This window comes from Caulobacter sp. FG7 (genome assembly GCF_057808875.1).
In genome coordinates this window covers 43,279-61,129 of record NZ_JBMDIW010000002.1, presented here as the reverse complement: position 1 = coordinate 61,129, position 17,851 = coordinate 43,279, and the positions used below count along the sequence as shown (strand labels likewise).

Below are 17,851 nucleotides of genomic sequence, written 5' to 3'. Positions count from 1 at the left end.
ATGAGTAGCCGCCCAAAGAAAAAGGGCGGCCCGTGCGGACCGCCCTTTCCCTGCCCCAGGCGCCCGTCGCCGGGCGCCTTAGCCTTATTGCCTAGAACTTCGCCCGCAGGGTCACGCCGTAGGTGCGCGGCGCGCCGAGGAAGGCGTCGTAGGTGAGGGTGTCGGCGGCGGGGTTGTAGACCTTGTTGGTCGCCGACAGGCCCGACGAGCCCTGCAGCGGGCCGTTGAACACCACTTGGTAGTAGTCCTCGTCGAACAGGTTCTGGGCCCACAGCTCGACGGCCCACTTGTCGTCGGCGTCGCCCAGGCCGACGCGGGCGTTCACCAGGGTGAAGGCGTCCTGCAGCTTGAAGGGGAACAGGTCCGAGCCGGTGTTGTATTCCGACACGTACTTGGCGCCGATGTTATACTTGGCTTTCAGCGTACCGCCGACGGCGTGCTCGTAGGTCACCGAGGCCGAGCTCGACCATTCCGGAGCGAACGACATCTGCGAGCCAGGCAGCAGGGCCAGGGCGTTGGTCGGGTCATTGGCCACCGGCTGGTCGCCGTATTCAGTCTTGGCGTAGGTCAGGCCGCTCTGGACGGTCAGGCCGCGCACCGGGGTGAACCACAGGAAGTCGACGTCGACGCCCTTGGAGGTCACTTCCTCGACCGAGCGCACCGCGAACGAGGTGCCCAGGAAGGTGTTCAGCTGGAAGTCCGAGAACTTCTGGTAGAAGCCCGTGACGTTGAACAGCACCGTGCGATTGAACAGGGTGTTCTTCAGGCCCAGCTCGTAGCTGTCGACGAATTCGGCCGGGAACGAGGTGTCGGTGATCGGCACGACGCCGACGCCGCCCGAGGGCGTGCCGTTCGACGACTGGGTACGGTCCAGGTTGAAGCCGCTGCCCTTGTAGCCGCGGGCGTACGAGCCGTAGGCGAACACCGACGGGTTCAGGCGGTAGCTGGCCTTGACCGTGCCGGTCCACTCACGCTCGCTCAGGCTCTGCTGGGTGCCGCGGCCGTTGAACAGCGGATTGGCCCAGGGCAGGCACATGTTGCCGACGACGGTCGAGACGATGCTGGTGCCGGTGGCGGTGCCGAACAGTGCGGCCGGCACGCCGCGGCCGACCAGGGTCGAGGCCACGCGGGCCTGGCCCGCCGGGGTCAGCAGCACGCCGCAGGCGTTGGAGGCGCCGGTCTGGTAGGTCGACAGGTCCTTCTCTTCGGCCGTGTAGCGCAGGCCCACGGTGATGTCGAAGGCGTCGGTGACCTTGAACGTGTTGTTGGTGAACAGCGCGATGGTCTTGGAGCGCTGGTTGTAGGTGTCGTGCAGGCCGGTGCCGGCGGTGAACGAGCTGCCGTAGGGCAGGGCGGTGATCTGCGAGGCGAACAGCGCGCTGTTGGCCTGGCTGACCGTGATGCCGGCCGGGGCCAGGGCGCCGGCGACGCCCGACAGGACGATCGTCGACATGTAGGCTTCGTAGTCGCTGCCGAAGCGGAAGTTGGCCTCGTTGTCCAGGCGCTCGTCGGCCAGGAAGGCGCCGACCAGCCAGTTCAGGCGCTCGGTGCTGCCGGCCAGGCGCAGTTCCTGGCTGAAGGTGGTGAACTCGGCGTAGTTGGTGCCGTCCTTGGCGCGATAGGTGATGTCGGCCGTGGTGAAGTCGGCGTCCTGGCCGCTGTCGATGCGCCAGTTACGGATGGCGCTGATCGAGGTCAGCGTGCCGATCGGCAGGTCGATGTCGGCCTGCAGCGAGATGCCCTTGTCCTCGATCTCCTGCGGCGCGCCGCGGTTGGAGTAGGCGACGCGGTCGAACGGCTTGGCCGGGTTGGCGATGCCGGTTCCGCCGGCCAGGGCGTTGATGATCGCCGCGGTCGGGCCGGTGCGGATCTGCACGGCGCCGCAGCAGTTCTCGTCGCGCTTGGTGTAGTCGGCGATGATCTTGAAGGTCGAGTTGTCGTCCGGCACGAACAGCAGCTGGCCGCGCACGGTGTAGAAGTTCTGGTCGGCGTCTTCCTTCTCGGTGCTCGGACCCTTGCCGGTCACCACGTCGTTGAAGCCGTCGCGCTGGCGGGCGGCGGCGTAGAGGCGGCCCGCCCACTTGTCGCTGCCGAACAGCGGACCGGTGACCGAGGCCGAAGCGCCCTTGGCGCCGTAGTTGCCGGCGGTGACCTCGGCGTTGGCGCCGAAGCCGAACTCCGGCTCCTTGGTCATGATGTTGATGACGCCGGCCGAGGTGTTCTTGCCGAACAGGGTGCCTTGCGGACCTTTCAGCACCTCGATGCGGTCCATTTCGCCCAGGTCGCCGAACGACACGCCGTTGCGGGGGCGGTAGACGCCGTCGATCACCACGCCGACCGAGCTTTCCAGGCCGGGGTTGTCGCCGACGGTGCCGACGCCGCGGATGCGGGCGGTGGTCGAGGCTTCCGACGTGGTCGAGGTCACGGTCAGGCCCGGCGTCAGGATCGTCAGGTCCTTGATGTCGCGCACGCCGGTGTCTTGCAGCAGCTTGGCGCCGACCGCGGTGACCACCACCGGGGTGTCCTGCAGGTTCTGCTCGCGCTTCTGGGCGGTGACGATGATGCTGTCGACGGTAAGGGTTTCGGGCTCTTGGGCGGCCGCCGCGGCCGAGTCCTGAGCATGGGCGACGCCGACGGCGGCGACGCCCGCGAGCACGACGGCGGAGGCCGTGCCGCGAAGCACCTGGGTAAAGCGCATTTCCTACCTCGGTTCGTTATGACGAGAGCGCTTGCACCGCCCCCGCCGGTTTTTTGATTGGCCTTCACCCGAACGATCGTTCGAATGGACAGCCAATGGTTATGGGCGGTCCGTATGCTCGGCAAGCGAAAACCTTGCTGTGAAACGGTTCCAAGGTTCCTGTTGCGAAACTGCGACAGCGTTATGCGAACATGCCGGCCTTCTTAAAACGGCCCTCTCGGCCGCCTCGCCTTGCACTGGGCGAGGGGCGGGCGCATCTGGCGTCCATGCCGGCCAATGCACGCTACCACCCCGATTCCCGCTTCGCCTCGCTGGGCGGAGAGTTCGCCGACCCGGTGGCGGCCGCCGATTTTCCGGAAACGATCCTGCGGTTCCGCAATGATCGGGCCGCCGCGACAGTGGGCCTGGAGACCCTGGCCGAGGCCGAGTGGATCGCGCATTTCGGAAGGTTCCAGCCCCTGCCGGGCGCCCAGACTCAGCCGCTGGCCATGCGCTATCACGGCCATCAGTTCCGATCCTACAATCCCGAGCTCGGCGACGGCCGGGGCTTCCTGTTCGCGCAGGTGCGGGAGGAGGGGACCGATCGCTTGCTCGACCTGGCCACCAAGGGCTCGGGCCAGACCCCGTGGTCGCGGCACGGCGACGGCCGGCTGACCCTGAAGGGCGGCATGCGCGAGATCCTGGCCGCGAGCCTGCTGGAGGCCCTGGGCGTGCCCACTTCGCGCGCCTTCTCCCTGATCGAGACCGGCGAGGCCCTGACCCGCGGCGACGAGCCCAGCCCGACCCGCTCGGCCGTGCTGACCAGGCTCTCGCACAGCCACATCCGCTTCGGGACCTTCCAGCGCCTGGCCTATTTCGAGCGCGCCGACCTGATCTCGGCGATGGTCGACCACGTGGTCGAGACCTACTTCCCGCACCTGGCCGACGCGCCCGACCGGCCGACGGCGATGTTCGAGGAGGTGGTGACCCGCACCGCCCGCCTCGTCGCCCGCTGGATGACCGCCGGCTTCGTCCACGGCGTGCTCAACACCGACAACATGGTCGTCACGGGCGAGAGCTTCGACTACGGCCCCTGGCGGTTCCTGCCGCGCAACGACCCCAACTTCACGGCCGCCTATTTCGACCATTCGGGCCTCTACAGCTTCGGCCGCCAGCCGGAGGCGGGGTTCTGGAACCTGCAGCAGCTGGCCGCCTGCCTGGTGCTGGCCGCTCCCGACCAGGCAGGATTGATCGCTGCGCTGAACCGCTTTTCCGACGCCTACAAGGACGGCCTGCGCGAGGCGATGATCGCGCGGCTGGCGGTCAAGAGCCGGGGCGCGGAGGCCGACGTCGCGCTGGTCAACGCCGCCTTCAAGGCCTTGGCTGAGGGGAGCAGGCTTTCCGGCGGCGAGGCCCTGCGCTGGGAGCCGTTCTTCTTCGACTGGTTCGGTGGCGAGGCCTCGCAGGTGCGGGCGCTGGAGGGGCCGCGCGGCGGCCTCTACCAGGACCCGGCCTTCGCCGACTTCCGCACGCGGCTGTCGGGCTTCGAGCCCGATCGTCCCGATCGCCTGGAAAATCCCGTGTTCGGACGAACCGAGCCGGAGGAGCTGCAGATCGAGGAGGTCGAGGCCCTGTGGGCGCCGATCGACCAGGCCGACGACTGGGCGCCGCTCGACGCCAAGCTGGCGCGGATCGAAAACGCACGCGCGGCCTACGCCCTCGATGTGTGAACTGGACGACTGACATAAGTTTGAGGCATTTATGCCGCATGCTGAGTTTTCCGGAGTCGCACCCGGAACCAACGTCAAGCTTGCGATTTAAGCGTGCTGGACGGCGGTCTATCAACCCCGCGGCCGACCCCTTCCCCCGAGGGCGGCGGGACAAGGTGGAGAATAACGCATGCGCATCTTCCAACCGATCATGCTGGTCTGCGCCGTGGCCCTGTCGTTCATCGGCGCCCTCGGCCTGCCGGGCTGCGCCCGCGCCATCGGCGAAGCGCTCTCGGACAAGCCGGAACTGGCTTAAGCGCCAGGATGCTCCCCCTGAAGGGCGAGCTGTCGGCGAAGCCGACTGAGGGGGAAGTTGCTGGTGAGCCAGCAGCGCTCTCGACGTCAGTGGGCGCTTCCCCCTCCGGCCCTCCGGGCCACCTCCCCCTTCAGGGGGAGGACCTTTGGTGACGGTCCTGCGGCCTGTGGCTTAACCAACACACCGCCCGCAACTTCCGCGCGCGCCGTTCGCTCGGCGCTGGCGCGGATTGGCATAGCCCTGTAATCGCCCGCCTCCCGATAAGGACCTCGAAGACCATGGCGCGCAAAGCCCCAGCCTTCATGACCGTCAGCTACCAGCTCGACCTGCAGGTCGAGGGTAATGACGCGTGCATGCTGGAGGGGATGACGGCCTAGGTCCGAAAGGATTTCGGGAAGTACGAAGAAAACCCCTCCTGGCCTTGGCCGGAGGGGTTTTTCGTTTTTGCGCGGAAATTCCACCGACCATGACGCCGGGAGGGGCGGATTGGAAAGGAGAAGCCCATGAGCGGCTTCATGGACATCGAAAGCGGGGGCGCGCCGATCAAGGCGTGGACCCAAGGGGTGCCGATCGAGGACTCGGCGCTCAAGCAGCTGCGCAACGTCGCCAGCCTGCCGTTCATCCACAAGCACGTGGCGGTGATGCCCGACGTGCACTGGGGCATGGGCGCGACCGTGGGCTCGGTGATCCCGACGTGGAAGGCGATCATCCCGGCCGCCGTGGGCGTCGACATCGGCTGCGGCATGATGGCGGTGCGCACCTCGATCCGCGCCGAGCACCTGCCCGACAACCTGTTTGCGATCCGCTCGTCGATCGAGGCGGCCGTACCGCACGGCCGCACCGACAACGGCGGCCGCAACGACAAGGGCGCCTGGCAGGTCGAGCCTCCGGCGATCGCCGCGGCCAAGTGGACCGACCTGAAGGACGGGTACGACGACATCGTCGCGCGCAACCCCAAGGCCGGCCACCCGCGCGGGTTCGGGCACCTGGGGACGCTGGGCACGGGCAACCACTTCGTCGAGCTGTGCCTCGACGAGGCCGGCGACGTGTGGGTGATGCTGCACTCGGGCTCGCGCGGGGTCGGCAACCGGTTCGGGACCTACTTCATCGAGCGGGCCAAGCACGAGATGCGCCGCTGGTTCATCAACCTGCCCGACGAGGACCTGGCCTACTTCGCCGAGGGCAGCGACGGCTTCGTCGACTACGTGCGCGCGGTGGCCTGGGCCCAGAAGTACGCCCGCGCCAACCGCGAGGTGATGATGGACCAGGTGCTGGGCGTGCTCCGCGAGCACTTCCCTGACCTGGTGGTGACGCAGGAAGCGGTGAACTGCCACCACAACTACGTCTCCAAGGAGAAGCACTTCGGCAAGGACGTCTACCTGACCCGCAAGGGCGCGGTGTCGGCCAAGGCCGGGGAGCTGGGCATCATCCCCGGCTCGATGGGCGCCAAGTCGTTCATCGTGCGCGGCAAGGGCAACCCGGACTCGTTCTGCACCTGCTCCCACGGGGCGGGGCGGGCGATGAGCCGCAACGAAGCCAAGCGCCGGTTCACGGTGGAGGACCACGTCGCGGCCACGGCCGGCGTGGAATGCCGCAAGGACGAAGGCGTGATCGACGAAACCCCGATGGCCTACAAGGACATCGACGCGGTCATGGCCGCCCAGAGCGATCTGGTTGAGATCGTCCACACGCTGCGCCAGGTCATCTGTGTAAAGGGATAGCGGGACGCCGTCCGGTCGCAAGACCGGGCGGCGTTTCCGCGTGGGGTTACCCATTGTGGGCGGGTGGTGCGTACAGCACGCGCGTCTGTTGCTAAGCCGCTGCTCAAGGTTGACCTGAGGCGCGCGCCATGCCCACGGAAGTCCCGTTCCCGACCCGGCCCTTCTACATCGTCTCCAAGCTGCCCGGCGACGAGCGCTTCGCCCTGACGAAAGGCGACGGCGGCAAGGTGGCGCTGCAGCCGCTGGTCGGCGCCTTCGAGCAGTTGTGGACGGCCGAGGACACCGCGCAGGACGGGTCGGTGCTGCGGCACCTGGCCAGCGGCCTGGCCCTGACCTATCGAACCCGGCGCTACTCGACGCCCAGGGCTGGCGGCTACGAGACGCCCGAGGGGCTCGTGCACCTGACGCCGTTCGTTCCGGGCGAGGTGCGGCAGGTCTGGCGCGCCGAAGCGGTGAACGGCTGGGTCGCCCTGAACACCCGCCTCGACTGGGAACGCAAGCTGAACGTCTATCGCTCCGACCCGCGCGGCGACATCGGCGTCTATCCCTGGGACCGCGGCGCCAACAACGAGTGCTGGGATCTGCTGGTCGAAAACGGCCAGGTGATCGTCGCCGACCTGCGGTACGCCGGGAAGGGGTCGGTCGAGCTCGAGTATCTGGCCGGGCGGCCGGGACCGGTCATGACGGTCGACAACCGCGCGGGCGACACGCTGCTGACCGACGTACGCTGGGCGGCGCCCGCCTACAAGATCGAGCGGGCGTTCGTCGTCGACGAGGCCAGCAAGCGCGGCGGGCTGCCGGCGCTTGGCCGGGCCTTCGGTTTCGACCTCGCTGCGGAGGCCGGCCTCAACCGCGAAGTTCTCGAGCGCCCGATCCATCCCATGGCGGAGGGGTCTCCCGAGAACCTGGAACAGGAGATGGTGGACGACCCGTCTCAGGTGCTGGTCGAGGTTCCGCCGGGACGGGTCTATGGCTATCGGGTGATGGTCGAGTACGCCCGGGTCATCGCGCCGTTCACCGCGACCTTGCGCCTGGGCTCGTCGGTCTCGGGCCGCGTCTCCGGCGAGGCGGTGGTCAAGGGACGGTTCTTCGGCGTCAATCCCGTGCGTACCGAGGTTCAGGTGCTGGACCTGACTGCGGTCGGTATCGACGGCGGCGAAGGCGACCCGGTCGGTTCGCTCGAGCCGGTCTAGTCGCGCCTGCCCGCGCGCCGCAGCCAGAGCTCGGCGGCGATCAGGTTGGGAACCCAGGCCAGGAACGAGATGGCGCGGTACCAGGGCAGGAACGGCAGGTCGAGGACCATCACCAGCGGCAGGTAGAGCCGCAGGGTGACGGCCGCCAGGGTCAGGGCCCAGGAGCGGATCATCCAGCGGCGGTGCTCGACCAAGCGGCCCTGCACGGCCGCGCGCCAGCCCAGGATGTTCACCGCGATCCAGATGACCGCGAGCAGGCCAAAACCCGCCGTGGCGATCGGCCCCGCATGGGAGCCGGGCGCCAGGACCAGGCCCGCGACGCCGCCGACCAGGCACCCCAGCACGTAGACCCGTCCGGTCCAGCGGTGCGGCGGGACCGCGCCCCGGCGCAGGGCGGGAATGAACTGCACCGACCCCAGCACAAGGGCGGTGACCGAGCCGGCGATGTGGATGACCAGCCACGGAACCCCGCGCGGATTGCCCAGGGCCTGGGCCGGGGTCTGGGGCGGGCTGAGCAGGTAGCGCGCGGAGTAGGCGGCGATCCCCAGGCAGAGAAGGCCGATGGCGATCCAGGCGAGACGGGCGCGCCAGGACATAGGCGCTGGGTGGAGGGCGGCGGTCGTGGCGGTCAAGGCTAAGGTCCCCGTTGCGAATTGGCGCAACCTCGTTGCCGGACGGTCGGCGGCTCGCTAGGCCTTGCTTCGCGAACGGCGCCGGGGCTGCGCGAACGGGACGGCATGGACAGCGGGACGGACAGGGCAGGCGGAAACCTCGCCGTGCGACGGTGGGCGATCGATCTGGCCATGCTGGTGGCGATCGGCCTGGTGATGGGGTTCCTGGGGCCCTTCGCCTCGGAGCGCGCGCCCGTGGTGCAGCGCTATGTCTACTGGATGATCTGCATGGTCGGCGGCGGGCTGATCGGCATCGGCGTGGACGCAGTTCTGAGCCGGTTCGTACCTGCGACCTGGCCGCGGGTGATCGTGGTCTCGGTGCTGATGACGCCGCTGGTGTCGCTGTTCGTGCTGACGACCGAGCATCTGGTCATGGGCGGCGCGTTCAAGCCGCACGGCTATGTCCGCCTGCTGTGGCAGGTGTGGCCGATCTCGCTGGCGGTGATGGTGGTGCGGGCCCTGGCCTGGCGGCGAGCAGCCCCGAGGGTCGAGACGCGGACAGTCATCGCCGCGCCCCTGCCCGAAGCCGAGGCCGCCTTCCGCCGACGTCTGTCGGCCAAGCGCCGGACGGCGCGGCTGATCGCCGTCGAGGCCCACGACCACTATCTGAAGGTCCACACCGACGCGGGGTCCGAGATGATTACCCTGCGCTTCAGCGAGGCGCTGGAGGAACTGGCGCAGGCCCATGGCTGGCGCGTGCACCGCTCGTGGTGGGTGGCGGCCGAGGCGGTCGAGGCGGTGCGCTGGCGGCGCGGCGCGGGCGAGGCCAGACTGGCCGGCGGCCTCGTCGCACCGGTCAGCCGCACCCACGCGCCGGTGTTGAAGGACGCCGGCTGGTTCTAGGTTCAACGTCCGTCATTCCGGCCCACCCCTACCCCGAGCTTCCCCGCGAAGGCGGGGATCCAAGCGTGGGTGGAAGGTGGGCCGCCGACGTGGGCGATCCTGAAAGTCAGCTTGGGTCCCCGCCTTCGCGGGTATTGAGCGGATTGTAGTAGCGGCGCGGGAGTGAGCGCTGCCCCTCACGCCAGGACCGGCATCTTCTCCAGCAGCTTGTCCAGCGTCACCGGGTACTCGCGCACCCGCACGCCGGTGGCGTTGTAGACGGCGTTGGCCACCGCGGCGCCGACGCCGCATATACCCAGTTCGCCCACGCCCTTGGCCTTCATCGGTGACGACATCGGGTCGGTCTCGTCCAGGAAGATCACCTCCTGGTGCGGGATGTCGGCGTGCACCGGCACCTCGTAGCCGGCCAGGTCGTGATTGACGAAGAAGCCGATGCGCTTGTCGACGACCAGCTCCTCCATCAGGGCCGCGCCGGCGCCCATGACCATGGCCCCGATCACCTGGCTGCGGGCCGCCTTCGGATTGAGGATCCGGCCCGCGGCGCAGACGGCCAGCATCCGGCGGATGCGGATCTCGGCGGTGTCGGCGTCGACGCCGACCTCGACGAAGTGCGCGCCGAAGGTCGACTGCTGGTGGGTCTTGGTGAGGTCGCCGTACTCCATGAAGTCCTCGGCGGTGACCGGGCCCGAGGCGGCGGCCTGCTCCAGCGGCAGGCTCTGATTGCCCAGCTTCACCCGGCCGTCGGCGAACTCGGCCTTTGCCGGATCCAGGCCCAGCTTGTCGGCCACGGCCTCGCGCAGCTTCATGCAGGCGGCGTAGACCCCGGCGGTGGAGCTGTTGGCGCCCCATTGTCCGCCCGAGCCGGCCGACACCGGGAAGGACGAGTCGCCCAGGCGCACGTTCACGCGGGTCAGGGGCACGCCCATCATCTCGGCCGCGGTCTGGGCGATGATGGTGTAGCTGCCGGTGCCGATGTCGGTCATGTCGGTCTCGACGGTGACGACGCCGCTGGTCTCCAGCCGCACGCGGGCGGCCGACTTCATGACGAGGTTGTTGCGGAAGGCCGCCGCCACGCCCATGCCGACCAGCCAGCGGCCGTCGCGGACCTGGCCGGGCTTGGCCCGGCGGCTCCAGCCGAACTTGTCGGCGCCGGTGCGCAGGCACTCGTTCAGCCGCCGCTGCGAGAACGGCCGGCTGGGCTTTTCCGGGTCGACCTGGGTGTCGTTGAGCACCCGGAACTCGACGGGGTCGATCCCCAGCTTCTCGGCCAGCTCGTCGACCGCCACCTCCAGCGCCATCAGGCCGGGGGCCTCGCCGGGGGCGCGCATGGCGTTGCCCTCCGGCAGGTCCAGCACCGCCAGCCGCGTCCTGGTCATGCGGTTCTCGCCCGCATAGAGCAGGCGGGTCTGCTGCACGGCCGTCTCGGGTCCGCCGCCGGGCAGGTCGCCCGACCAGCCTTCGTGGCCGATAGCCAGGATCTTGCCGGCGCGGTCGGTCCCGATGCGGATGCGCTGGATGGTCGCCGGACGGTGGGTGGTGTTGTTGAACATGAAGGGCCGCGTCAGGGCCACCTTCACCGGCCGCCCCGCCGCCTTGGCGCCGAGGGCCGCCATGATGGCGTCGGCCCGCACGAACAGCTTGCCGCCGAAGCCGCCGCCGATGAACGGCGACATCAGCCGCACGTTTTCGCGCGGTATCCCCAGGGTCTTGGCGACGTCGCCGGCGCCCCAGGCGATCATCTGGTTCGAGGTCCACAGGCTCAGCTTGTCGCCCTTCCAGGCGGCGATGCTGGCGTGCGGCTCCATCATCGCATGGCCGTGGTCGGGGGTGATGTAGGTCTCGTCCAGCTTCACCGGCGCGGCGGCGAAGGCGGCCTCGAAGTCGCCGACCGCGCTGTCGGGGCCGCCGTCCTTGGGCTTGGTCGCCCCGTCCTTGGCCGAGGCCAGGTCGAAGGTCCCCTTGGCGCGCTCGTAGTCCACCTTCACCAGGCCGGCGGCGGCGCGGGCCTGCTCGAAGGTCTCGGCCACGACGATGGCTATGGCCTGGTGGTAGTGCTGGATCTCCGGGCCGCCCAGCAGCATGGCGGTGTTGAAGTCGCCCTTGGCCAGCTTGCCGGCCTCGGCGGCGGTGACGATGGCCAGCACGCCCGGCGCGGCCTTGGCGCGCGAGGTGTCCATGGACGTGATGCGTCCCTTGGCGATGGCCGCGCCGACCACGTAGCCGTAGGCGATGTGCGGAATCGCGTCGTGGCGCTCATAGGCGTAGGGGGCGCGGCCGGTGGTCTTCAGCGGCCCGTCGATGCGGTCGACCGGCTTGCCGACCACCTTCAGCTGGTCGATCGGATTGGTGGTGGCGGGGGTGTCGAACTTCATGGCCTCAACCCCTCGCTTCGGTGACGGCCGCGCCGATGGCGCGCTGCGCCAAGGTCAGCTTGAACGCGTTCTGGCTGGTGGTCCTCGCGCCGGCCAGCAGGCCCTCGGAGATGGCTTTTGCGCCGCGCGACAGCGAGCCTTCCGCCGCCTCCACCCGCCAGGGCTTGTGGGCGACGCCGCCCAGGGCGATGCGGCCGCCGCCATCCTTGTGGATGACGCTGGCCACCGAGACGAGGGCGAAGGCGTAGGAGGCCCGGTCGCGCACCTTGCGATAGGCGTGAACCCCGCCGATGGGCCTGGGCAGGGTCACCGAGGTGATCAGTTCGCCACGCGCCAGGGCGGTCTCGACATGGGGCGTCTGCCCCGGCAGGCGGTGGAACTCGGCGATCGGGATCGAGCGCTCGGTCCCGTCCGGCGTCACGGTCTCGACCGTGGCGTCCAGCACGCGCAGGGCCACGGCCATGTCGCTGGGGTGGGTGGCGATGCAGGCCTCGCTGGCGCCCAGCACGGCCAGGCTGCGGGTGAAGCCGCCGATCGCCGAGCAGCCTGCGCCGGGGGTGCGCTTATTGCAGGGCATGTTGGTGTCGTAGAAGTAGGGGCAGCGGGTGCGCTGCAGCAGGTTGCCGGCGGTGGTGGCCTTGTTGCGCAACTGGCCCGAGGCGCCGGCCAGCAGGGCCCGCGACAGCACGCCGTAGTCCTTGCGCACCCGCTTGTCGGCGGCCAGGTCGGTGTTGCGCACCAGGGCCCCGATGCGCAGGCCGCCGTCCTTGGTCGGCGCGATCTCGTCCAGCTTCAGACCGTTCACGTCCACGAGGCGCGTGGGTGTCTCGATCTCCAGCTTCATCAGGTCGAGCAGGTTGGTGCCGCCGGCGATGAAGCGGGCGGTCGGGTCGGCGGCGACGGCGGCGGCGGCTTCGCGCGGGCTTCTGGCGCGCTCGTAGGAAAACGCTTTCATGCCTTTCCTCCCGCGACTTCGGCCACGGCCGCGACGATGTTGGAATAGGCCCCGCAACGGCAGATGTTGCCGCTCATCCGCTCGCGCAGCTCATCCTCGCTGAACTGGACCTTGGCGTTGAGGTCGGCGGTGACGTGGCTGGGCACGCCGGCCTTGATCTCATCGAGCACCGCCTTGGCCGAGCAGATCTGGCCCGGCGTGCAGTAGCCGCACTGGTAGCCGTCGTGCTTGACGAAGGCCGCCTGCAGCGGGTGCAGCTTTTCCGGCGTTCCCAGGCCCTCGATGGTGGTGACCTCGTCGCCCTCGTGCATCACCGCCAGCGACAGGCAGGAATTGATCCGCCGGCCGTCGACGATGACCGTGCAGGCGCCGCACTGGCCGTGGTCGCAGCCCTTCTTGCTGCCGGTCAGCTTCAGGTGCTCGCGCAGGGCGTCCAGCAGGGTGGTGCGGGTGTCCAGCTCCAGGGTCTGGCGCTGGCCGTTGACCGTGAAGGACACCTTCATCAGCGAAGGCCCTGGTTCAACGGGCGCGGCGCCGGCCGCGCCCGGGGCGGCCGCAACGCCGACGGCGGCGCCGGTCGCCATCACTTCGCGCCTGGAAAGCTGAAGGTCGTCGAGTATCGCCATCCCATCCTCCGGTCCTCCACGCGCCAAGGGGCCGCGATCTAAGCGGCTGGGCGCGCGGGCGGTTTCGTCGCGGGTGTCGGCCCAGCGAAAGACGCGAAGCGTAACAGCGGCGGGGACGGCGCATTAGGCGCCTGGCGGTGCATGGGGTGTTGAGCGCTGCTCAACAATCCGGATCGGGTTTCGCGCGTTGCGGCGGACGCCGCGGAGCGATCGGCGCGGTCGCGGCGTTGTCCGGGCGAACCCGATGGAGATCGCATGGACCTCGACACCAAGCCCGACACCCACCCCGACCAGCAGCCCAAGCCGGTCAAGCGCAAGCACGTCAAGGTGCTGGCCCTGGTCGCCATCGTCATCGCCGTGCTGGCCGTGGCGATGTTCGTCGGCTTCAACACCTTCTATGCGGTGGAGGCGACCTAGGCGGCCCTACGCCTCGCCCTTGCTCCCGCCCGAGCGCTGGAAGAGCTGCAGCGTGCGCAGCATCGACAGGCGGGCGCTGTCGGCGTGGTGTCCGCTGGGGGCGACGAAGGCGTGGCCGGCGTCGTACTGGAAGATCGGCAGGTCGGGATGGGCCGCCTCGATCGCCGCCACGTCGGCGGGCGGGATCATCTCGTCGGTCTTGCCAAAGTGCAGGATGGTCGGGACCTTGGGCGTCTCGTCGCGATAGCGCACGATGTCGCCGCCGTAGAAACACGAGACCGCCGTCACGCCGTGGGCGCGGGTGGCGGAGAGCCAGGCGGTGGTGCCGCCAAAGCAGAAGCCCAGGACGAAGACCGGACCCTCCAGGGCGTCGATGGCGGCCTGGACGCGCGGCACACTGGCCGCACCCCAGCCGGCCTGCTCGCCCAGCGCCATGCGCTGGTCGAGGATCGCGGGGTCGGTGTTGTGCTCGGGCCAGGGGGCGTCGGCGCTGTCCAGCAGGTCGGGGGCGATCACCTCGTAGCCGTGCTCGGCCAGGCTTTCGCTGAATTCGCGGATGTGCGGGGTGATCCCCCAGATGGCGTGCAGGACGACGAGGCCGCCCCGGCGCGCCTCGCCCGGCTGGACGTGGAAGGCCGACAGCGGACCGCCGTCGCGGTCGCAAAGGGCGATGCGGGTTCCGGTCGTGCTCATGCGCCTGCCCCGCCCTGGGATGCGGCGACTTCCTCGAACAGGGCCACGGTGCGCTCGCGGGCCAGTTCGGCGTCGGCGAGGTCGCTGTCGGGGCGGCCGTCGTTGTTGAAGCCGTGGCCGCTGGCCTCGTAGACATGGACCGGCACGTCGGGGTGCGTCGTCCAGATGGCGGCCTTGGTCGCCTCGGCGTCGATGTGGGCGTCCTGGGCGCCCAGGTGGACGATCACCGGACAGTGCAGCGGCAGGGCGGCGTTGGCCCGCACTTGGCTGCCGTAATAGCTGGAGCCCGCCGCCAGGCCTTCCAGCTTCGAGGCCGCCAGCCACACCAGCGAGCCGCCCATGCAGTAGCCGACGGCGAACACCGGGCCCTTGTCCTTCAGGGCGTCGATGCAGGCCTGGATGTCCGACAGCATGGCCGGCATGCCCACCTTGCCGACGGCGGCGACGCCGTTCTGGAAGCCCTCGGGGTCGTGCTCGGCGACGTAGCCGCGCTCGACCCGGTCGAACAGCGACGGCGCGATGGCCTCGTAGCCGCGCGCGGCCCAGCGCGCGAGGTCGGCCTGCACGTACTGGTCCAGGCCGAAGATCTCCTGGATCACCACCACCCCGCCCTTGCGCTCGCCTTGCGGCTGGACGTGGCCGGCGGTGAACGAAAAGCCGTCGATGGCGGAGGTCAGGGTGAGGGTCTGCGACATGGGATCTCCGGCGTCTTCGAGGCGCCTTGGTCAGGCGCGCGCATCCAGAACCGCGCCGCCCTTCCGGTCAAGGCGCGCCGTCGTCGAAGTCCATCAGCCGGACGTGCGGGGCCAGGGCGCGGATCATGTCCGGCAGGTCTTCGCCCCAGGCGTTCTGGCCGCCGATGCGGATCGAGACGCGCTCGCCCGGGACGCTGTCCAGGTCCAGCTCCAGCCAGCCGTCGTCGTGGTTGCGGGGATGGTCGCGGTGGCCGACGGCGCGCACCTGACTCCACGGCGCGAAGCGCAGCGGCGTCCAGAGATGGGGGCGCCAGCGCAGGCCGTCGCGGTCGAGCACGAGGCGCGCCCGGCGGTCCAGGGCGCCCAGCAGGTTGCACGCGCAGGATAGGGCGACGCCGGCTCCGAGCAGCCAGATTCCCACCCCGCGCAGCGCCGGCGAGGCGAACATCAGCATCACCAGGCCGATGGCGGCGAACAGGGCCGTGCTGACCCAGTTCTTCCAGTTGGACGGCCTGACCACGAAGGGCAGGCGCGGCGGCGGGGCCGGGGCGTCGACGTCGGTCATGGCGTGATCCTCACCCGCGCGCCGTCGCGCACCAGCGTCCAGACCTCTTCTATCTCGGGATCGGTGAGCGCGATGCAGCCGTCGGTCCAGTCGCGGCCCTTGTAGAGCGCCGAGAGGGCGCCGCGGCCGTTGGGCAGGCCGTGGATCATGATGTCGCCGCCGGGATCGATCCCCTTGGCGCGGGCCGTCGCCGTCTGGGCCGGGGTCGGATAGCCGATGCGCAGGGCCAGGTGATAGCGGCTGCGCGGGTTGCGGCCGGTGATGCGGTAGTCGCCCTCGGGCGTGCGCCGGTCGCCCGCGCGGACCTTGGGCGCCAGCCCCCCGCCGCCCAGCGAGATCGCATAGGTCCGCACGAGGCGGTCGCCGGCATAGAGGCTCATGCGGTGGGCGGCCTTCTCGACCACGATGCGGTCGACCGAACCCTCGACCTTCGGCGGCTGGGCGGCGGCCATGCCGCAGCCGGCCAGGGTGAGGACCGCCAGGGCGGCGAGAACGGGGCGCATGAGAAAGCCGGTGCGTCTCAGTTCGCCGCGCCCAACCGCTCGCGCAGCATCCTGACCACGTCCTCCTTGCCGATCGGCGGCGACAGCAGGGTCTCGCCCGCCGTCATGCCCGAGACCAGCCGCACGGTGGCCGGACCGTCGACCGTGACGTCGGAGATCTCGATGCGGTAGGCGCCGAGGACCAGTTCGCCCTTGCCGTCTTCGATCTCGACGACCTGGGGGTCGCTGTCGAACAGGGCCTCGCGGTTGGGGCCGGCCACGACCTGGAACTCGACTACCCCGTCGCGCAGCTTGCCGTCGGGCGAGATCCTGCCCTGCACCGGGCCGCCATAGCGCAGGCCCAGCAGCTCGGTGAACGGCGCGGTCGCTCCGGACTTGGTGTAGGGCGCCGGGGCCAGCAGTTTCTCGGGGCGGCCCGCCTCGGAGATCTGGAAGACGCTGCCGGGGCGCAGGCTGTCGGAATAGGACCGGGTCAGGCTTTCGAAGCGGCCGTCGTCGTCTTTGTCGGCGAAGCAGTAGACGTCGCCCGCGGCCGGCTTCTGTCGGCGGCAATAGACCGTCCGGCCGTCGACCACGGCGGGCCACAGCGCCTCGCCGGCGGCGCCCAGGCGGGGCTTGTCGTCGGGCATCCTGGTCAGGGTGACGCCCGGCGCGGGGCGCACCACCTGCACGCCGATGACGGCGCGCTGATCGATCGAGCGGGCGGCGAACGGCTCGAGCGCCTGCTCGACCACCAGCCGCGACTGCGGCGGCGCCTTGTCGAGCATGGGGGTCAGGCTCTGCTGCACGCTCGGCGGCAGATCATCCCAGGTCTTGGGGAGCTGGAAGCGGATCGGCGACGCGCCCGGCGTCTGCCGGGCGGCGCTGCCCACCGGGACCTTCAGCGGCTCGCGCTGGACGGGGGGAATGGCCAGCGGCGGGGCGGCCGGCTTGGCCTCCTGGGCGGCGGCGGCGGCGGCGGCGGTCAGGCCGGCGGAGGCGAGGCCTGCGGCGACCAGAAGGATGGCTGGGATCGAGCGGCTCATCGGTAGATCGGAATGTAGGTGGTCGTGGTGGTGATCGACAGCGTCACGCGGTCGACCTGCGCGGGGATGGCCTCGACCACGCGATAGCGCAGGTCGCCCTCGGGGGTCAGGCCCAGCACGTCGATGCGGGAGCCGCGGATGGTGACGCTGGCCGGGCTGTCCTCGTCTCGCAGCGGGCGGGTGGCGCCGCCGTTGCGGATGGCCTGGAAGCCCAGGGGGCTCTCGAAGGCCGGCTGGACGGTCACCGAGCCGGGCTTGGTCGGCTCGCCCTCCCTGGCCCGGGGAGCCTGGGCGTTCCAGATCAGGCCGAAGTCGACCGAAGGCCCTTCGGCATAGGGCGTGCGCTCGTAGGCGACCGAGGTCTCCAGCGGCTTGGGCGCGCCCAGGGTGAACACGAACAGGGCCACGTTCATGAACGGCGAGCCCGACGGCCGCACCTGGTCGAAGTCGCCGTCGGCGTCGACGTCCTCGAAGCACGAGAAGGTGGCGCTGGACCACCAGCGCTTGCCCTCGGACACCGCGCAGTAGGCGAACCCGCCCTGCGAGGGCACGCCGAACATCTTGGCGCCGACGGGGAAGACGGTGGCCTTCTTGCCGCTGCCCAGGGTCGCCTGGGCGGTCAGGCGCGCGGCGCGCGGGGCGACGGCCTGCTGCACCAGCAGCGGCTCGCCCTTCTTGGCGACCTGCACGCCCTCGGGGGCGGTCGTCGGCAGGATGACGTAGCTGGCCGATTGGGTGCGGGTCTGGGCGGCGGACTGACCGCCGGTGACGGCAAGAACCGCCAGCAGGGCCCCGCCAGCCCATGCGGCGCGCCCGAACGATACTGGTTTCACGCTGAGCCAAGCTCCCCCGAACAACTGCGGCGAAGCT

General features: G+C 70.0%; 17 protein-coding genes. 6 read left to right on the top strand and 11 right to left on the bottom strand.

Features of this window, described 5'->3' with window-relative positions; genetic code table 11:
- Positions 1-91: 91 nt before the first annotated feature.
- Complete coding sequence (locus ACODR1_RS02050; RefSeq protein ID WP_488878961.1) at positions 92-2,698, bottom strand: TonB-dependent receptor; 2,607 nt, start codon at positions 2,696-2,698, stop codon at positions 92-94.
- 266 nt (positions 2,699-2,964) lie between these two features.
- Between ACODR1_RS02050 and ACODR1_RS02045 the strand changes: the two genes are divergently transcribed.
- From ACODR1_RS02045 to ACODR1_RS02030, 4 genes are all read left to right on the top strand, one after another.
- The gene (locus ACODR1_RS02045; protein WP_488878960.1) at positions 2,965-4,407 is read left to right on the top strand and encodes a protein adenylyltransferase SelO; all 1,443 of its coding nucleotides are present in this window, start codon (positions 2,965-2,967) and stop codon (positions 4,405-4,407) included.
- Positions 4,408-4,576: 169 nt separating this feature from the next.
- Positions 4,577-4,702 (top strand): hypothetical protein, encoded by a 126-nt coding sequence (locus ACODR1_RS02040; protein ID WP_058349058.1) that lies wholly within the window; start codon positions 4,577-4,579, stop codon positions 4,700-4,702.
- 503 nt (positions 4,703-5,205) lie between these two features.
- Entirely contained in the window at positions 5,206-6,423 is a 1,218-nt protein-coding gene (locus ACODR1_RS02035) for an RtcB family protein (RefSeq protein WP_488878959.1), read from the top strand.
- A 128-nt stretch (positions 6,424-6,551) separates the two neighbouring features.
- Positions 6,552-7,616, top strand: a complete 1,065-nt coding sequence (locus tag ACODR1_RS02030) for a hypothetical protein (protein WP_488878958.1) — start codon at positions 6,552-6,554, stop codon at positions 7,614-7,616.
- On the opposite strand, the gene ACODR1_RS02025 is transcribed toward ACODR1_RS02030, so the two are convergent.
- The gene (locus ACODR1_RS02025; protein ID WP_488878957.1) at positions 7,613-8,248 is read right to left on the bottom strand and encodes a DUF2306 domain-containing protein; all 636 of its coding nucleotides are present in this window, start codon (positions 8,246-8,248) and stop codon (positions 7,613-7,615) included. The genes ACODR1_RS02030 and ACODR1_RS02025 overlap by 4 nt on opposite strands.
- A gap of 144 nt (positions 8,249-8,392) precedes the next feature.
- Here ACODR1_RS02025 and ACODR1_RS02020 point away from each other — a divergent pair, with 144 nt between their 5' ends.
- Positions 8,393-9,130, top strand: a complete 738-nt coding sequence (locus ACODR1_RS02020; protein ID WP_488878956.1) for a LytTR family DNA-binding domain-containing protein — start codon at positions 8,393-8,395, stop codon at positions 9,128-9,130.
- A 176-nt stretch (positions 9,131-9,306) separates the two neighbouring features.
- On the opposite strand, the gene paoC is transcribed toward ACODR1_RS02020, so the two are convergent.
- The 3 genes from paoC to paoA are packed head-to-tail and all read right to left on the bottom strand — an operon-like array spanning position 9,307 to position 13,083.
- Positions 9,307-11,502, bottom strand: a complete 2,196-nt coding sequence (paoC, locus tag ACODR1_RS02015) for an aldehyde oxidoreductase molybdenum-binding subunit PaoC (RefSeq protein WP_488878955.1) — start codon at positions 11,500-11,502, stop codon at positions 9,307-9,309.
- Between the two features lie 4 nt (positions 11,503-11,506).
- The gene (locus ACODR1_RS02010; RefSeq protein ID WP_488878954.1) at positions 11,507-12,457 is read right to left on the bottom strand and encodes an FAD binding domain-containing protein; all 951 of its coding nucleotides are present in this window, start codon (positions 12,455-12,457) and stop codon (positions 11,507-11,509) included.
- Positions 12,454-13,083, bottom strand: a complete 630-nt coding sequence (paoA, locus tag ACODR1_RS02005) for an aldehyde dehydrogenase iron-sulfur subunit PaoA (RefSeq protein WP_488878953.1) — start codon at positions 13,081-13,083, stop codon at positions 12,454-12,456. The genes ACODR1_RS02010 and paoA overlap by 4 nt, the downstream gene beginning before the upstream one ends.
- Positions 13,084-13,338: 255 nt before the next feature.
- Between paoA and ACODR1_RS02000 the strand changes: the two genes are divergently transcribed.
- A complete protein-coding gene (locus tag ACODR1_RS02000) occupies positions 13,339-13,500 on the top strand; it encodes a hypothetical protein (RefSeq protein ID WP_488878952.1) in 162 nt (53 codons plus the stop codon).
- A 6-nt stretch (positions 13,501-13,506) separates the two neighbouring features.
- Here the strand turns inward: ACODR1_RS02000 and ACODR1_RS01995 are convergent, their stop codons facing one another.
- The 6 genes from ACODR1_RS01995 to ACODR1_RS01970 form a co-directional block, all read right to left on the bottom strand.
- Positions 13,507-14,193: a dienelactone hydrolase family protein gene (locus tag ACODR1_RS01995; RefSeq protein ID WP_488878951.1), complete on the bottom strand. Its 687-nt coding sequence runs from the start codon at positions 14,191-14,193 to the stop codon at positions 13,507-13,509.
- Positions 14,190-14,888, bottom strand: coding sequence for a dienelactone hydrolase family protein (locus ACODR1_RS01990; protein WP_488878950.1), 699 nt, complete (start codon positions 14,886-14,888; stop codon positions 14,190-14,192). Before ACODR1_RS01990 ends, ACODR1_RS01995 begins: the two co-directional genes overlap by 4 nt.
- Positions 14,889-14,955: 67 nt before the next feature.
- Positions 14,956-15,453: a hypothetical protein gene (locus ACODR1_RS01985; RefSeq protein WP_488878949.1), complete on the bottom strand. Its 498-nt coding sequence runs from the start codon at positions 15,451-15,453 to the stop codon at positions 14,956-14,958.
- The gene (locus ACODR1_RS01980; protein WP_488878948.1) at positions 15,450-15,956 is read right to left on the bottom strand and encodes a L,D-transpeptidase family protein; all 507 of its coding nucleotides are present in this window, start codon (positions 15,954-15,956) and stop codon (positions 15,450-15,452) included. The genes ACODR1_RS01985 and ACODR1_RS01980 overlap by 4 nt, the downstream gene beginning before the upstream one ends.
- 17 nt (positions 15,957-15,973) lie before the next feature.
- A complete protein-coding gene (locus ACODR1_RS01975; RefSeq protein ID WP_488878947.1) occupies positions 15,974-16,981 on the bottom strand; it encodes a hypothetical protein in 1,008 nt (335 codons plus the stop codon).
- Positions 16,978-17,814: a hypothetical protein gene (locus tag ACODR1_RS01970; RefSeq protein WP_488878946.1), complete on the bottom strand. Its 837-nt coding sequence runs from the start codon at positions 17,812-17,814 to the stop codon at positions 16,978-16,980. Before ACODR1_RS01970 ends, ACODR1_RS01975 begins: the two co-directional genes overlap by 4 nt.
- Positions 17,815-17,851: the final 37 nt, after the last annotated feature.

Coding starts and splice junctions, on each gene's coding strand:
- ACODR1_RS02045 (WP_488878960.1), top strand. CDS start 2,965: ATGCCGGCCAATGCACGCTACCACCCCGATTCCCGCTTCGCCTCGCTG.
- ACODR1_RS01975 (WP_488878947.1), bottom strand. CDS start 16,981: ATGAGCCGCTCGATCCCAGCCATCCTTCTGGTCGCCGCAGGCCTCGCC.
- ACODR1_RS01985 (WP_488878949.1), bottom strand. CDS start 15,453: ATGACCGACGTCGACGCCCCGGCCCCGCCGCCGCGCCTGCCCTTCGTG.
- ACODR1_RS02010 (WP_488878954.1), bottom strand. CDS start 12,457: ATGAAAGCGTTTTCCTACGAGCGCGCCAGAAGCCCGCGCGAAGCCGCC.
- ACODR1_RS02050 (WP_488878961.1), bottom strand. CDS start 2,698: ATGCGCTTTACCCAGGTGCTTCGCGGCACGGCCTCCGCCGTCGTGCTC.
- paoC (WP_488878955.1), bottom strand. CDS start 11,502: ATGAAGTTCGACACCCCCGCCACCACCAATCCGATCGACCAGCTGAAG.
- ACODR1_RS01980 (WP_488878948.1), bottom strand. CDS start 15,956: ATGCGCCCCGTTCTCGCCGCCCTGGCGGTCCTCACCCTGGCCGGCTGC.
- ACODR1_RS02030 (WP_488878958.1), top strand. CDS start 6,552: ATGCCCACGGAAGTCCCGTTCCCGACCCGGCCCTTCTACATCGTCTCC.
- ACODR1_RS02040 (WP_058349058.1), top strand. CDS start 4,577: ATGCGCATCTTCCAACCGATCATGCTGGTCTGCGCCGTGGCCCTGTCG.
- paoA (WP_488878953.1), bottom strand. CDS start 13,083: ATGGCGATACTCGACGACCTTCAGCTTTCCAGGCGCGAAGTGATGGCG.
- ACODR1_RS02035 (WP_488878959.1), top strand. CDS start 5,206: ATGAGCGGCTTCATGGACATCGAAAGCGGGGGCGCGCCGATCAAGGCG.
- ACODR1_RS02000 (WP_488878952.1), top strand. CDS start 13,339: ATGGACCTCGACACCAAGCCCGACACCCACCCCGACCAGCAGCCCAAG.
- ACODR1_RS01995 (WP_488878951.1), bottom strand. CDS start 14,193: ATGAGCACGACCGGAACCCGCATCGCCCTTTGCGACCGCGACGGCGGT.
- ACODR1_RS01990 (WP_488878950.1), bottom strand. CDS start 14,888: ATGTCGCAGACCCTCACCCTGACCTCCGCCATCGACGGCTTTTCGTTC.